Below are 13961 nucleotides of genomic sequence, written 5' to 3' on the forward strand. Positions count from 1 at the left end.
CGGGCGGGCGGGTTCGAGGTGGCGACAGCGGGTGGAGACAGCAGCGGCAACAGTCATCAAGGTTATCCATCGAGCCGCAGAATGTGCATCTCTTTTGCGTGGGATTTGGGTTCCGTGTAACGTATAAATTCCTGAAAAATCGCCGTTTTCGGAATATTTGCACGATGAGCGCACCTTCTCGCCGGCTGGACCGGATCGACATCGGCATCCTGAACCAACTGCAGCAGAACGCGCGGATCACGAACGCCGAGCTCGCGCGCGCGGTGAACCTGTCGCCGACGCCGTGCTTCAACCGCGTCCGTGCGCTCGAAAAGCTCGGGCTCATCAAGCAGCAGGTGACGCTGCTGAATCCGGAGCCGCTCGGGCTGCGGATCAACGTGTTCATTCAGGTGAGCCTCGAGAAGCAGGCGGAGGATGCGCTGCGCCGCTTCGAGGAGGCGATCGACAAGCGCCCCGAGGTGATGGAGTGCTATCTGATGTCGGGCGACGCCGATTACCTGCTGCGCGTCGTCGTGCCGAGCATGAAGAGCCTCGAACGCTTCATCCTCGATCAATTGACGACGATTCCGGGCGTGTCGAACATCCGCTCGAGCTTCGCGCTGAAGCAGGTCCGCTACCGGACCGCGCTGCCGCTGCCGGCGGACGGGCTCACGCTTGCCGACGGCGACGACGAGCCGCAGGAATGGGTGTGAGCGCGGCGTTCGCGGTTTTGCCGGCGCGAACGCGTCCGGAGATAGCCGGGTAATTCTGATACCCGTATCGGATGTACCATTCAACTCACTGTTTTTTATGGGTTTTTTCGTTTTCCTGGTACAAGAGTGCGCGCTTCGCGTGGCATAATCGACCGCATCCGAACGCTTGTTCGCCGTTACAACGACCCCGCATACCCATGGCACAGACGCTCTACGACAAATTGTGGAATTCGCACGTCGTCCACACCGAAGAGGACGGCACCGCATTGCTCTATATCGATCGCCAACTGCTGCACGAAGTCACGAGCCCGCAGGCGTTCGAAGGGCTGAAGCTCGCGCAGCGCCCGGTGTGGCGGATCAGCGCGAACCTCGCGGTGTCCGACCACAACGTGCCGACCACCGACCGCAGCCACGGCATCGCCGATCCGGTGTCGAAGCTGCAGGTCGACACGCTCGACGCGAACTGCGACGCATACGGCATCACGCAATTCAAGATGAACGACGTGCGCCAGGGCATCGTCCACATCATCGGCCCCGAGCAGGGCGCGACGCTGCCCGGCATGACGATCGTGTGCGGCGATTCGCACACGTCGACGCACGGCGCGTTCGGCGCGCTCGCGCACGGCATCGGCACGTCGGAAGTCGAGCACGTGCTCGCGACGCAGACTCTGCTGCAGAAGAAGAGCAAGAACATGCTCGTGAAGGTCGAGGGCCAACTGCCGCGCGGCTGCACCGCGAAGGACATCGTGCTCGCGATCATCGGCAGGATCGGCACCGCGGGCGGCACCGGCTACGCGATCGAATTCGGCGGCTCGACGATCCGCGCGCTGACGATGGAGGGCCGGATGACGGTCTGCAACATGGCAATCGAGGCGGGCGCGCGCGCCGGCATGGTCGCCGTCGACGACACGACGGTCGACTACCTGAAGGGCCGTCCGTTCGTGCCGACGGGCGCGGAGTGGAATCAGGCGGTCGAGTACTGGAAGACGTTCAAGTCCGACGAAGGCGCGCGGTTCGACCGCGTCGTCGAGCTGAACGCGGCCGAGATCGTCCCGCAGGTCACGTGGGGCACGTCGCCGGAGATGGTCACGTCGATCGACGGCCGCGTGCCCGATCCCGAGCGCGAGAAGGACCCGGTCAAGCGCGACGCGATGGAGCGCGCGCTCGCGTACATGGCGCTCGCGCCGAACACGCCGATCGAGGCGATCAAGGTCGACAAGATCTTCATCGGCTCGTGCACGAACGCGCGCATCGAGGACATCCGCGCGGCCGCGTATGTCGTGAAGAAACTCAATCGCCGCGTCGCGCCGAACGTGCGGCTCGCGATGGTCGTGCCGGGCTCGGGCCTCGTGAAGGCGCAGGCCGAGCGCGAAGGGCTCGACAAGGTGTTCACCGAAGCCGGCTTCGAATGGCGCGAGCCGGGCTGCTCGATGTGCCTCGCGATGAACGCCGACCGGCTCGAGCCGGGCGAGCGCTGCGCGTCGACGTCGAACCGCAACTTCGAGGGGCGTCAGGGCCAGGGCGGCCGCACGCATCTCGTCAGCCCGGCGATGGCCGCGGCGGCGGCGATCGAAGGCCACTTCGTCGACATTCGCCAGTTGGGGTGAGCATGGACGCAGCGGTTTTCCGGCGCATTGCCGCCGTGTTCGCGCTGGCGGGCTTCGTGTTCGGCCTCGCCGGCTGCAACACGGTCGCGGGCGTGGGCGAGGACATCAACGCCGCCGGCCGCGCGATCAAGCGCGCGGCGGACTGACGGCGCGCGCGAGCGCGCCGATTCGGGATTCGATTTCGCCGGCACTCGCGGCCGGCCTCCAATCTGGTTGACGGATCATGGAAAAATTCAATGTGCATACCGGCGTCGTGGCGCCGCTCGATCGCGAGAACGTCGATACCGACGCGATCATTCCGAAGCAGTTCCTGAAGTCGATCAAGCGCACGGGCTTCGGCCCGAACGCGTTCGACGAGTGGCGCTATCTCGATCATGGCGAGCCCGGCCAGGACAACTCGAAGCGTCCGCTGAACCCGGACTTCGTGCTGAACCAGCCGCGCTACCAGGGCGCGTCGATCCTGCTCGCGCGCAAGAACTTCGGCTGCGGCAGCTCGCGCGAGCATGCGCCGTGGGCGTTGCAGCAGTACGGCTTCCGCGCGATCGTCGCGCCGAGCTTCGCCGACATCTTCTTCAACAACTGCTACAAGAACGGGCTCTTGCCGATCGCGCTGACCGAGCAGCAGGTCGATCACCTGTTCAACGAGACGGTCGCGTTCAACGGCTACCAACTGACGGTCGACCTCGACGCGCAGGTCGTGCGCGCGCCGGACGGCCGCGAATATCCGTTCGAGATCACCGCGTTCCGCAAGTACTGCCTGCTGAACGGCTTCGACGACATCGGCCTCACGCTGCGCCACGCGGACAAGATCCGCCAGTTCGAGGTGGAGCGGCTCGCGAAGCAGCCGTGGCTCGACAACCGGCTGATCGGCTGACCGACGTCCTGCGTTTCTCGCGCGAGCGCGCGGGCCGTGCATCGCGGCGCGCTCGCGTCGCCCGAATCCCACCATTCATCTAGTCAGGAATTTCGCATGAAGATTGCAGTGCTGCCCGGCGACGGCATCGGTCCGGAAATCGTCAACGAAGCGGTGAAGGTGCTGAACGCGCTCGACGAGACGTTCGAACTGGAAGAAGCGCCCGTCGGCGGCGCGGGCTACGAGGCGAGCGGCCATCCGCTGCCCGACGCGACGCTCAAGCTCGCGAAGGAAGCGGACGCGATCCTGTTCGGCTCGGTCGGCGACTGGAAGTACGATTCGCTCGAGCGCGCGCTGCGGCCCGAGCAGGCGATCCTCGGCCTGCGCAAGCACCTCGGGCTGTTCGCGAACTTCCGCCCGGCGATCTGCTACCCGCAGCTCGTCGATGCGTCGCCGCTGAAGCCCGAGCTCGTCGCGGGCCTCGACATCCTGATCGTGCGCGAGCTGAACGGCGACATCTATTTCGGCCAGCCGCGCGGCGTGCGCGCCGCGCCGGACGGCCCGTTCGCGGGCGAGCGCGAAGGCTTCGACACGATGCGCTACTCGGAGCCGGAAGTGCGCCGCATCGCCCATGTCGCGTTCCAGGCGGCGCGCAAACGCGCGAAGAAGCTGCTGTCGGTCGACAAGTCGAACGTGCTCGAGACGTCGCAGTTCTGGCGCGACGTGATGATCGACGTGTCGAAGGAATACGCGGACGTCGAGCTGTCGCACATGTACGTCGACAACGCGGCGATGCAGCTCGCGAAGGCGCCGAAGCAGTTCGACGTGATCGTGACGGGCAACATGTTCGGCGACATTCTGTCCGACGAGGCGTCGATGCTGACGGGCTCGATCGGCATGCTGCCGTCCGCATCGCTCGACAGGAACAACAAGGGCCTGTACGAGCCGTCGCACGGCTCCGCGCCGGACATCGCGGGCAAGGGCGTCGCGAACCCGCTCGCGACGATCCTGTCGGCCGCGATGCTGCTGCGCTACTCGCTGAACCGCGCGGAGCAGGCGGACCGGATCGAGCGCGCGGTCAGGACGGTGCTCGAGGCGGGCTACCGGACGTCCGACATCGCGACGCCGGGCTGCAACAAGGTCGGCACGACGGCGATGGGCGACGCGGTGGTCGCGGTGCTGTAAGCGCCGCTAGCCCGGCAAGCGGGCCGCGCGCCTGAGCGCGGCTCGCCGCCGCAAGGCGGCGCGGCGGCTCCGAAAACGGGGTCCGTCCGGCTTTTCCGGCCGTTGTGCGGCCCCTCAGGTTTGTGTAGACTCGAACGATGGCGACTTCCCTGATCTCTCCGGTCTCGAAACTCCACGGCAATCAAGCCCGTGCGGGTGCGCGCGCCATCGTCATCGGCAAAATCACCATCATCACGAAAACGATCACGAAAATCTGATCGTCGTCCGTCGTGCCCGCCTGTTTCCCCGCGCGGTCGCGCCGGGGACGGAAAAGGCGGGGAAGCTCCAGCAAAGGGTTACTCATGAACGTAGGTCTCGTAGGTTGGCGCGGCATGGTCGGCAGCGTGCTGATGCAGCGCATGCAGGAAGAAGGCGATTTCGATCTGATCGAGCCGGTGTTTTTCAGCACCAGCAACGCGGGCGGCAAGGCGCCGTCGTTCGCGAAAAACGAGACCACGCTCAAGGATGCGACGAGCATCGACGACCTGAAGAAGTGCGACGCGATCATCACGTGCCAGGGCGGCGATTACACGAACGACGTCTTCCCGAAGCTGCGCGCGGCCGGCTGGAACGGCTACTGGATCGACGCGGCTTCGGCGCTGCGGATGAACGGCGACGCGGTGATCGTTCTCGATCCCGTGAACCTGAACGTGATCAAGGACGCGCTCGTCAAGGGCACGAAGAACTTCATCGGCGGCAATTGCACGGTCAGCCTGATGCTGATGGCGCTCGGCGGCCTGTTCCGCGAGAACCTCGTCGACTGGATGACGGCGATGACGTACCAGGCCGCGTCGGGCGCGGGCGCGCAGAACATGCGCGAGCTGCTCGCGCAGATGGGCGCGCTGAACGGCGCGGTGGCGGCGCAGCTCGCCGATCCGGCGTCGGCGATCCTCGACATCGACCGCCGCGTGCTCGCCGCGATGAACGGCGACGCGATGCCGACCAGCCAGTTCGGCGTGCCGCTCGCGGGCTCGCTGATTCCGTGGATCGACAAGGATCTCGGCAACGGGATGTCGCGGGAAGAATGGAAGGGCGGCGCGGAAACCAACAAGATCCTCGGCAAGCCGGCGATGGGCGAGCCGGGCTCGATTCCGGTCGACGGCCTGTGCGTGCGGATCGGCGCGATGCGCTGCCACTCGCAGGCGCTCACGATCAAGCTCACGAAGGACGTGCCGCTCGACGAGATCAACGGCATCCTCGCATCGGGCAACGACTGGGTGAAGGTCGTGCCGAACGAGCGCGACGCGTCGATGCGCGATCTGTCGCCAGCGAAGGTGACGGGCACGCTGTCGGTGCCGGTCGGCCGTCTGCGCAAGCTCGCAATGGGTGGCGAATACCTGTCGGCATTTACCGTCGGCGATCAATTGTTGTGGGGCGCGGCCGAGCCGCTGCGCCGGATGCTGCGCATTCTGCTCGACAAGTAAAGTAAACTACGCGATTACGACGCGTACACAACCCGAAAGCGTCGCGTTTCACGCGACGCTTTTTTTATTTGCGGTCCGATTTTGTCTCAATCCAAACGCGAACTCAGGCCGCGTCATGCCGCGGCAACCAAGCCGATGACGCTTCGATTCCTTTCTTCGACGACGATCTCCGATGGCCTGCCGTCCGCGCGGCGCGCAGTCGCGGTCGCCGTTCTCGCGCTGGCCGGCGCGAGCGCCGCCTACGCGGCTCCGGATGCGGCGAGTGCCGCGGCGGCCGACCAGGCCGCGCCGCTCACGATCACCGTGCGGCCGGGGCAGTCGCTCAACGACATTGCCGTTGCCGTCACGCAATCGCACGATCCCGGCGTGCTGGCGCGCGCGGGCCGCGCGCTCTTCGACGCGAATCCGCAGGCGTTCATGAAGCGCGATCCGAGCCGCCTGAAGATCGGCGCGCAATTGACCGTGCCGGCGCTCGACGCGACGGGCGCTGCGGCCGGCACGGCTGCAAGCGGCGCGGCGGCGAGTGGCGCGCCGGCGGCTTCGGCGGTTTCGGCAATTGCCGGCGCGGCGTCGCATGCGGGCGCATCGGCCGCGCCGGCTGCGGCGTCGCATCCGGCAGCATCGCATGCCGCGGCGGCAAGCGGCGCGACGGCGTTCGCGGCTTCCGGCGCAACCGGCTCGGCCTTCGGCGCGAACGGCGCGTCGGCGCCCGGCGCGGCGTCGGTGCACGCATCGTCGGCGGCCGCTCAAGTGGTGGCGTCTGCGGCTCAAGCGGCGGCGCCTGCGGCTTCGTCCGGCGTCGGCAGCGCGCACGTCTGGAGCGGCTCGATTCAGCAAGCGCCGGCCGGCGCGAACGGCGCGTCGGCGGCCGGCGCGGAGGCATTGCTCGCGCCCGGGGCCGCGAGTCATGGGCTGTCGGGTTCGGCCGCGCAGGCGGCGACGGGTGCCTCGCAGGCGCGACCGTCGAGCCTGCAGCAGTTGCTCGCACTGAAGAATCGCGTGCTGATGGAGTTGCAGAAACACGGAATCGGCAAGCCTGCCGCGAACGTCGCGCCTGCGCCGGCGCCCGCGGCGGGGAGTGCGCAGAAGCCGCAGGCGAGCGCCGCGGCCGGTACCGCGACGTCAGCGCCGACATCGGCGTCGGCGAGTGCCGAAGCCGCCGCATCCGAAGCCGCGGCCGGATCGGCGACGAGCGCCGCGTCCGCACCCACCGCGACGCCGCCCGTGAGCGCTTCGCCGCGCGCGGCAGCGCCGCAGGCGCCGTTCAACACGGGCGCCGCGATCGCGGTCGGTGCGGCGGTCGTCGCGCTGATCGCGGGCTTCGCGCTGCGCCGACGCAAGAAGGGCGCGTCCGCCGACGCGATCGAGCCGGGCGCGTTCACGCCGGCGCCCGCGCTCGATCCGGACGCGGTTGCCGCGATCGCCGGCGCGCCGGCCGGGCCGGATGCGAAGGAAGAAGACCGGCACGATAAGGACGACGAGGCCGACAGGGGCGGGCGAGGCGTGACGGCTGCCGCCGCGCAGCACGCGCCCTTGCCGAGGGGACCGGAGCCGTCGCCGGCTGCCGACGAGGACGCCGCGCCGGCTCGCGAGCCGCAGGCACCGGCCGTCGAGCCGCTGACGCTGAAGATCCCGGGCCCGGACGAGCAGGGCGGCGCGCCGCACGCGCCCGAATCGACCGGCGACAAGCCGTCCGGCGTTCCGCAGACGGGCGCGAAGCTGGCGCCGCACGCATGGCGACAGGCGTTTCCGAGCGACGCGATCGCGGCGCTCGACAGTCTCGACATGCCGTTGCCGCCGCGCGAGTCGACATCGACCGATGCGGACCAGACGGCGCAATTGCAACATGCCGAGCCGACCGATTCTCGCGGTGCGCAAAGTGCAACTAACGGCCCACCCGCCGCCCATTCGCCAATTGGCGCGGAAAATCCGCGTGGAGCGCAAACACATGGTGAAGCAGCAGGGGCGTCGGACCTTGACGGGGTCGAATCGTTTGACGACGACGCCCGCGTCGCGCCGCGGCAGACGGAAGGGGACGCTGCGGGGCCTGGCGAAACCGGGCGCGACGACGGCCAGGCGCAAGCCGCGCCGCTCCCGGCCGGCGATGTGCCACAGCCGCCGCGAGCCACCGCGCCGCACGAAGCCGCGACGCCGCGCATCGAACCGCCGGACGCGCCGCCCGCGCACGCCGAGCCGCCGTCCGCGGCCCCGCGGCCGCCCGACGCATCGTTCGCCGCGCCGGCGCCGGCCGAGCCGGGACATGCGCCGGCCGCGCAGACGGCGAACCCGCCGCCGCTCGGCGTCGCGCAATTCGGCGCGCTGAACCTCGATTTCGACCTCGAGTTGCCGTCCGGCCCGAGCGCGTCGCTGCCGGCGTTCACGCCCGAGGCGCTCGCGAAGATCGCGCGCAACAAGCTCGAGCTCGCGTCCGAATACGTCGAGCTCGGTGACTTGGCCGGCGCGCGCACGCTGCTGCACGAAGTGATCGAAGCCGATCACGCCGACACGCGCGACGAAGCGCGCGTGATGCTCGCAAAACTCGCCGATCTGTCGTGATGAGAATCGCACTCGGCATTCAGTACGACGGCGCGGCGTTCTGCGGCTGGCAGTCGCAGCCGCACGGCAAGACCGTCCAGGACTCGCTCGAGGCGGCGCTCGCGGAATTCGCGCAGACGTCGCTGCACACGACGGTCGCCGGCCGCACCGATACCGGCGTGCATGGCCTCGGCCAGGTCGTCCATTTCGATACCGACCTCGATCGCGCGGATTTCTCGTGGGTGCGCGGCACGAACGCGTTCCTGCCGTCGACGATCGCGGTGCAGTGGGCGAAGCCGATGCCGGACACGTTCCACGCGCGCTTCGCCGCGTACGAGCGCACCTATTACTACGCGCTGTACGTGCATCCGGTGCGCTCGCCGATGCTCGCGGGGCGCACGGGCTGGGTCCACACGCCGCTCGACGTCGACGCGATGCGCGAAGCGGCCGGCCACCTCGTCGGCGAGCACGATTTTTCGGCGTTCCGCTCGTCCGAGTGCCAGGCGAAATCGCCCGTCAAGCATCTGTACCAGATCGGCATCCGCCCCGACGGCGATTTCATCCATTTCCGCTTCCGCGCGAATGCATTCCTGCACCACATGGTGCGCAACCTGATGGGCTGCCTCGTCGCGGTGGGGCGCGGCCGCTATCCGGCGTCGTGGCTCGCCGACGTGCTCGAGAGCCGCGACCGCGATTGCGCGGCGCCGACTTTCATGCCCGAAGGGCTCTATCTCGCGCACGTCGGCTATCCGGCCGAATTCGCGGTGCCGCCCGCGCAGCTCGGCAGCGTGCCGTGGAGCAGCGTGTGGGCCGATCTGGACGGACGACCATGACGACCGATACGACCCATCCGGCCCATCCGGCCGTTGCGACGACGGCCGACGCGCCTGCCGCCGGCGCACACGGCGACACGGGCGGCGACGCGCCGCCGCCGCGCACGCGGATCAAGCTCTGCGGGCTGTCGAAGGCGGGCGACGTCGACTGGGCGGCCGAACTCGGCGCCGACGCGATCGGCCTCGTGTTCTACCCGAAGAGCCCGCGTGCGGTGACGCTCGAGCAGGCGGCCGCGCTCGCCGCGCGCGTGCCGCCGTTCGTGTCGGTCGTCGGGCTGTTCGTCAATCCGACCGAGGACGAGATCGCGCGCGTCGCGAACGCAGTGCCGCTCACGCTGCTGCAATTCCACGGCGACGAGACGCCCGAACAGTGCGCATCGCTCGCCGCGGCGGTGCGGCTGCCGTGGCTGCGCGCGCTGCGCGTGGGCGTGGCGAGCCGGCCGGCCGATTTGGTAGAATCGGCACTTCACTATTCGGCAGCCCGCGGCCTGTTGTTCGACACGCTCGTCGAGCACTACGGCGGCAGCGGCAAGGTCTTCGATTGGTCACTTATCCCAGCAGAGCTCGCGCGTCGGGCCGTTTTGAGTGGTGGGTTGAACGCGCAAAACGTCGGTGACGCGATCCGTCAGGTGCGTCCGTTCGCGGTCGATGTCTCGAGCGGCATCGAAGCGCCGGGCGCGAAGGGCGTGAAGGATCGCGCCCGCATGGCGGCGTTCGTGCGCGCAGTGCGCGAAGCGGACGCCGGGTGATGCCAGTCCGCGCGGCGGGCGCCGGAATCGAGAATCCGGCGCGCCGCGCGGTCGAACCGAGAGTGACGTCATGTATAACCTTCCCGATGATCGTGGCCATTTCGGCCCATATGGCGGCGTGTTCGTCGCCGAAACGCTGATTCACGCGCTCGACGAGCTGCGTGCCGCGTACGAGAAATTCAAGAACGATCCCGATTTCGTCGCCGAGTACGACCGCGAGCTGAAGCACTTCGTCGGCCGTCCGTCGCCGATCTATCACGCGCAGCGCTGGAGCGAGACGCTCGGCGGCGCGCAGATCTACCTGAAGCGCGAGGACCTGAACCACACGGGCGCGCACAAGATCAACAACGTGATCGGCCAGGCGCTGCTCGCGAAGCGGATGGGCAAGAAGCGCGTGATCGCCGAGACGGGCGCGGGCCAGCACGGCGTCGCGACCGCGACGATCTGCGCGCGCTTCGGGATGGAGTGCGTTGTCTACATGGGCTCGGAAGACGTGCGCCGGCAGGCTGCCAACGTCTACCGGATGAAGCTGCTCGGCGCGACCGTCGTGCCCGTCGAATCCGGCTCGCGCACGCTGAAGGACGCGCTGAACGAGGCGATGCGCGACTGGGTCACGAACATCGAGAACACGTTCTACATCATCGGCACGGTGGCGGGCCCGCACCCGTACCCGATGATGGTGCGCGACTTCCAGCGCGTGATCGGCGACGAATGCAAGGTGCAGATGCCCGAGCTCGCCGGCCGGCAGCCGGATGCGGTGATCGCGTGCGTCGGCGGCGGCTCGAACGCGATGGGCATCTTCTATCCGTACATCGACGACGCGGCCGTCCGGCTGATCGGCGTCGAGGCGGCGGGCGACGGGCTCGACACCGGCCATCACGCGGCTTCGCTGATCGCGGGCAGCCCGGGCGTGCTGCACGGCAACCGCACGTATCTGCTGCAGGACGGCGACGGCCAGATCATCGAGACGCATTCGGTGTCGGCGGGCCTCGACTATCCGGGCGTGGGCCCCGAGCACGCGTGGCTGAAGGACAGCGGCCGCGCGCAGTACGTCGGCATCACCGACGACGAGGCGCTGAAGGCGTTCCACGATTGCTGCCGGATCGAGGGGATCATCCCGGCGCTCGAATCGAGCCACGCGATCGCATACGGCGTGAAGCTCGCGCCGACGCTGCCGAAGGACAAGATCCTGCTCGTCAACCTGTCGGGGCGCGGCGACAAGGACATGCACACGGTCGCCGAGCGATCGGGCCTCGTGCTCTGAACCCCGACCGATGCGCGACCTGATCGAAGAGCCGGGCGGCGGCGCCGCGAGCGACGCGCAAGCGGTTCAGCCTGCCGCCGTCGCGCCGCGCGCGCTGTCCGCCGGCATCGAATTGCACAACCGCGATTTCCTGCACGACGCCGCGAGCCTGCCGGACGCGTCGATCGACCTGATCGTCGCCGATCCGCCGTACGGGCTCGGCAAGGACTACGGCAACGACTCGGACAAGCGCTCGGGCGACGAGCATCTCGCGTGGACGCGCGAGTGGCTCGAACTCGCGATACCGAAGCTCAAGCCCACCGGCTCGATGTACGTGTTCTGCACGTGGCAGTACGCGCCCGAGATCTTCAGCTTCCTGAAGACGAAGCTCACGATGGTCAACGAGATCATCTGGGACCGGCGCGTGCCGAGCATGGGCGGCACGACGCGCCGCTTCACGTCGGTGCACGACAACATCGGCTTTTTCGCGGTTTCGAAGGGCTATTACTTCGATCTCGATCCGGTCCGCATCCCGTACGACGCCGATACGAAGAAGGCCCGCTCGCGCAAGCTGTTCGAAGGCAGCAAGTGGCTGGAGATGGGCTACAACCCGAAGGACGTCTGGTCGGTCTCGCGCCTGCACCGGCAGCACGCGGAGCGCGTCGATCATCCGACCCAGAAGCCGCTCGAAATCATCGAGCGGATGGTGCTCGCGAGCTGCCCGCCGGGCGGCCGCGTGCTCGATCCGTTCATGGGCAGCGGCACGACCGCGGTGGCCTGCGCGCGGCAGCGGCGCGACTTCGTCGGCTACGAGATCAACGAAAGCTATTGCGCGATCGCACGCGAACGCGTCGCGTCGCTCGCGGCAATCTCGGCGCCGGCCGACGCGTGAGCAGCGCGATACGCGCGATAGCAAAACGATTTGGAAAAAATCATGTCCCGTATTCAGAATACTTTTGCCGCACTCGCCGCCCAAGGCCGCAAGGGGCTGATCCCGTTCATCACCGCGGGCGATCCCGATCCGGCGAGGACCGTCGAACTGATGCACGCGCTCGCCGAAGGCGGCGCCGACGTGATCGAGCTCGGCGTGCCGTTCTCCGATCCGATGGCGGACGGCCCCGTGATCCAGCGCTCGTCGGAGCGCGCGCTCGCGAAGGGCGTGACGCTTCATCGCGTGCTCGACGACGTGAGGCGCTTCCGCGAGCGCGACCAGAAGACGCCCGTCGTGCTGATGGGCTACGCGAATCCGATCGAGCGGATGGGCGAGGATGCGTTCGCGGCGGCCGCGCGCGACGCGGGCGTCGACGGCGTGCTCGTCGTCGACTATCCGCCCGAGGAATCGCACGATTTCGCCGCGAAGATGCGAGCGGCGGGCATCGATCCGATTTTCCTGCTCGCGCCGACCTCGACCGACGACCGGATCGCCGCCGTCGGCCAGGTGGCGAGCGGCTACGTCTACTATGTGTCGCTCAAAGGGGTGACGGGCGCCGCAAATCTGGATGTTTCCAGCATTGCGGGTAAAATCCCGGCCATCAAGTCGCGCGTGCCGCTTCCCGTCGGGGTCGGTTTCGGCATCCGCGACGCCGCGACGGCGCGCGCGGTGGCCGGGGTGGCGGATGCCGTCGTGATCGGCAGCCGCCTCGTCCAGTTGCTGGAGCAGGCCGCGCCGGAGAACGCCGCCGCCGAGCTCCAGGGGTTCGTCGCCGAGTTGCGCGCCGCGATCGACGGCGCGGCGAAGCCGGCGGCGTAAGCCGCGCGCGACACGTCAACACAAGCTGACCGCGGGCCGGGCGCGCAACGCCCGGTCCGTCACCGAACAGGAAACCATACGATGAGCTGGCTCGACAAACTGTTGCCGCCGAAGATCAAGCAGACCGATCCGAAAAGCCGCAAGGGGATTCCCGAGGGCCTGTGGGTCAAGTGCCCGTCGTGCGAAGCGGTGCTGTACCGCAACGACGTCGACGCGAATCAGCACGTGTGCCCGAAGTGCGATCACCACATGCGCATCGGCGCGCGCGAGCGCCTCGACGCGCTGCTCGATCCGGAAGGCCGCTACGAGATCGGCCAGGAGATCGTCCCGGTCGATACGCTGAAGTTCAAGGACAGCCGCAAGTATCCGGACCGTCTGAAGGAAGCGATGGACGAGACGGGCGAGACCGACGCGATGGTCGTGATGGGCGGCGCGATCCACACGCTGCCCGTCGTCGCCGCGTGCTTCGAGTTTTCGTTCATGGGCGGCTCGATGGGCTCGGTCGTCGGCGAGCGCTTCGTGCGCGGCGCGCAGAACGCGCTCGAGCAGCAGGTGCCGTTCATCTGCTTCGCCGCGTCGGGCGGCGCGCGGATGCAGGAGAGCCTGCTGTCGCTGATGCAGATGGCGAAGACCACCGCGATGCTGACGAAGCTGTCCGAGGCGAAGCTGCCGTTCATCTCGGTGCTGACCGATCCGACGATGGGCGGCGTGTCGGCGAGCTTCGCGTTCCTCGGCGACGTCGTGATCGCCGAGCCGAAGGCGCTGATCGGCTTCGCCGGCCCGCGCGTGATCGAGCAGACGGTGCGCGAGAAGCTGCCGGAAGGCTTCCAGCGCGCGGAGTTCCTGCTGCAGAAGGGCGCGATCGACATGATCGTCGACCGCCGCAAGATGCGCGACGAAATCGCGCAGTTGCTCGCGCTGTTGCAGCGCCAGCCGGCCGACGCGCTGGCTTGACGGCCGCGCGCGTGATCGCACGTCCGCGCGCCGCTCGGCTTGCGCCGAGCGGCGCGTTTGTTTTTTTGGCGTATCCGTTTTGATTCGCCGCTTTGAT

The 13961-nt window shown here is 68.2% G+C and carries 14 protein-coding genes; 13 read left to right on the forward strand and 1 reads right to left on the reverse strand.

The window, feature by feature from the left end; genetic code table 11:
* Nucleotides 1-164 precede the first annotated feature (164 nt).
* The 5 genes from WT16_RS26360 to leuB all read left to right on the forward strand — a co-directional run bounded on the left by WT16_RS26360 (nt 165) and on the right by leuB (nt 4337).
* Nucleotides 165-692 carry an Lrp/AsnC family transcriptional regulator gene (locus tag WT16_RS26360; protein ID WP_006028615.1) on the forward strand — a complete coding sequence of 176 codons (528 nt, stop codon included), beginning with the start codon at nt 165-167 and terminating at the stop codon, nt 690-692.
* Between the two features lie 197 nt (nt 693-889).
* Entirely contained in the window at nt 890-2299 is a 1410-nt protein-coding gene (gene leuC / locus WT16_RS26365; RefSeq protein WP_063534574.1) for a 3-isopropylmalate dehydratase large subunit, read from the forward strand.
* Between the two features lie 2 nt (nt 2300-2301).
* Nucleotides 2302-2445: an entericidin A/B family lipoprotein gene (locus WT16_RS26370; protein WP_009915673.1), complete on the forward strand. Its 144-nt coding sequence runs from the start codon at nt 2302-2304 to the stop codon at nt 2443-2445.
* A gap of 77 nt (nt 2446-2522) precedes the next feature.
* Nucleotides 2523-3173 carry a 3-isopropylmalate dehydratase small subunit gene (gene leuD, locus WT16_RS26375; protein WP_006028617.1) on the forward strand — a complete coding sequence of 217 codons (651 nt, stop codon included), beginning with the start codon at nt 2523-2525 and terminating at the stop codon, nt 3171-3173.
* A 96-nt stretch (nt 3174-3269) separates the two neighbouring features.
* On the forward strand, nt 3270-4337 hold the full coding sequence (gene leuB / locus WT16_RS26380; protein WP_063534575.1) for a 3-isopropylmalate dehydrogenase: 1068 nt from the start codon (nt 3270-3272) through the stop codon (nt 4335-4337).
* Between the two features lie 181 nt (nt 4338-4518).
* Here leuB and WT16_RS26385 read toward each other — a convergent pair whose 3' ends face one another.
* Entirely contained in the window at nt 4519-4680 is a 162-nt protein-coding gene (locus WT16_RS26385) for a hypothetical protein (protein ID WP_009915671.1), read from the reverse strand.
* Between WT16_RS26385 and asd the strand changes: the two genes are divergently transcribed.
* From asd to accD, 8 genes are all read left to right on the forward strand, one after another.
* Nucleotides 4679-5800, forward strand: a complete 1122-nt coding sequence (asd, locus tag WT16_RS26390) for an aspartate-semialdehyde dehydrogenase (RefSeq protein ID WP_041861959.1) — start codon at nt 4679-4681, stop codon at nt 5798-5800. The two genes, WT16_RS26385 and asd, sit on opposite strands and share 2 nt — an antisense overlap.
* Nucleotides 5801-5935: 135 nt before the next feature.
* Entirely contained in the window at nt 5936-8356 is a 2421-nt protein-coding gene (locus WT16_RS26395; RefSeq protein ID WP_063534576.1) for a FimV/HubP family polar landmark protein, read from the forward strand.
* Nucleotides 8356-9168 carry a tRNA pseudouridine(38-40) synthase TruA gene (gene truA, locus WT16_RS26400; protein WP_063534577.1) on the forward strand — a complete coding sequence of 271 codons (813 nt, stop codon included), beginning with the start codon at nt 8356-8358 and terminating at the stop codon, nt 9166-9168. Before WT16_RS26395 ends, truA begins: the two co-directional genes overlap by 1 nt.
* Nucleotides 9165-9917, forward strand: a complete 753-nt coding sequence (locus WT16_RS26405) for a phosphoribosylanthranilate isomerase (protein WP_063534578.1) — start codon at nt 9165-9167, stop codon at nt 9915-9917. The genes truA and WT16_RS26405 overlap by 4 nt, the downstream gene beginning before the upstream one ends.
* A gap of 70 nt (nt 9918-9987) precedes the next feature.
* Nucleotides 9988-11181: a tryptophan synthase subunit beta gene (gene trpB, locus WT16_RS26410; protein ID WP_059931941.1), complete on the forward strand. Its 1194-nt coding sequence runs from the start codon at nt 9988-9990 to the stop codon at nt 11179-11181.
* A gap of 10 nt (nt 11182-11191) precedes the next feature.
* Complete coding sequence (locus WT16_RS26415) at nt 11192-12052, forward strand: site-specific DNA-methyltransferase (protein WP_063534579.1); 861 nt, start codon at nt 11192-11194, stop codon at nt 12050-12052.
* Nucleotides 12053-12094: 42 nt separating this feature from the next.
* Complete coding sequence (trpA, locus tag WT16_RS26420; protein ID WP_015603360.1) at nt 12095-12910, forward strand: tryptophan synthase subunit alpha; 816 nt, start codon at nt 12095-12097, stop codon at nt 12908-12910.
* An 81-nt stretch (nt 12911-12991) separates the two neighbouring features.
* Complete coding sequence (accD, locus tag WT16_RS26425; RefSeq protein WP_006028626.1) at nt 12992-13864, forward strand: acetyl-CoA carboxylase, carboxyltransferase subunit beta; 873 nt, start codon at nt 12992-12994, stop codon at nt 13862-13864.
* Nucleotides 13865-13961: the final 97 nt, after the last annotated feature.

This window comes from Burkholderia sp. MSMB1589WGS, from assembly GCF_001636105.1.
GTDB classification, from domain to species: domain Bacteria; phylum Pseudomonadota; class Gammaproteobacteria; order Burkholderiales; family Burkholderiaceae; genus Burkholderia; species Burkholderia humptydooensis.

Coding starts and splice junctions, on each gene's coding strand:
- WT16_RS26360 (WP_006028615.1), top strand. CDS start 165: ATGAGCGCACCTTCTCGCCGGCTGGACCGGATCGACATCGGCATCCTG.
- leuC (WP_063534574.1), top strand. CDS start 890: ATGGCACAGACGCTCTACGACAAATTGTGGAATTCGCACGTCGTCCAC.
- WT16_RS26370 (WP_009915673.1), top strand. CDS start 2,302: ATGGACGCAGCGGTTTTCCGGCGCATTGCCGCCGTGTTCGCGCTGGCG.
- leuD (WP_006028617.1), top strand. CDS start 2,523: ATGGAAAAATTCAATGTGCATACCGGCGTCGTGGCGCCGCTCGATCGC.
- leuB (WP_063534575.1), top strand. CDS start 3,270: ATGAAGATTGCAGTGCTGCCCGGCGACGGCATCGGTCCGGAAATCGTC.
- asd (WP_041861959.1), top strand. CDS start 4,679: ATGAACGTAGGTCTCGTAGGTTGGCGCGGCATGGTCGGCAGCGTGCTG.
- WT16_RS26385 (WP_009915671.1), bottom strand. CDS start 4,680: ATGAGTAACCCTTTGCTGGAGCTTCCCCGCCTTTTCCGTCCCCGGCGC.
- WT16_RS26395 (WP_063534576.1), top strand. CDS start 5,936: ATGACGCTTCGATTCCTTTCTTCGACGACGATCTCCGATGGCCTGCCG.
- truA (WP_063534577.1), top strand. CDS start 8,356: ATGAGAATCGCACTCGGCATTCAGTACGACGGCGCGGCGTTCTGCGGC.
- WT16_RS26405 (WP_063534578.1), top strand. CDS start 9,165: ATGACGACCGATACGACCCATCCGGCCCATCCGGCCGTTGCGACGACG.
- trpB (WP_059931941.1), top strand. CDS start 9,988: ATGTATAACCTTCCCGATGATCGTGGCCATTTCGGCCCATATGGCGGC.
- WT16_RS26415 (WP_063534579.1), top strand. CDS start 11,192: ATGCGCGACCTGATCGAAGAGCCGGGCGGCGGCGCCGCGAGCGACGCG.
- trpA (WP_015603360.1), top strand. CDS start 12,095: ATGTCCCGTATTCAGAATACTTTTGCCGCACTCGCCGCCCAAGGCCGC.
- accD (WP_006028626.1), top strand. CDS start 12,992: ATGAGCTGGCTCGACAAACTGTTGCCGCCGAAGATCAAGCAGACCGAT.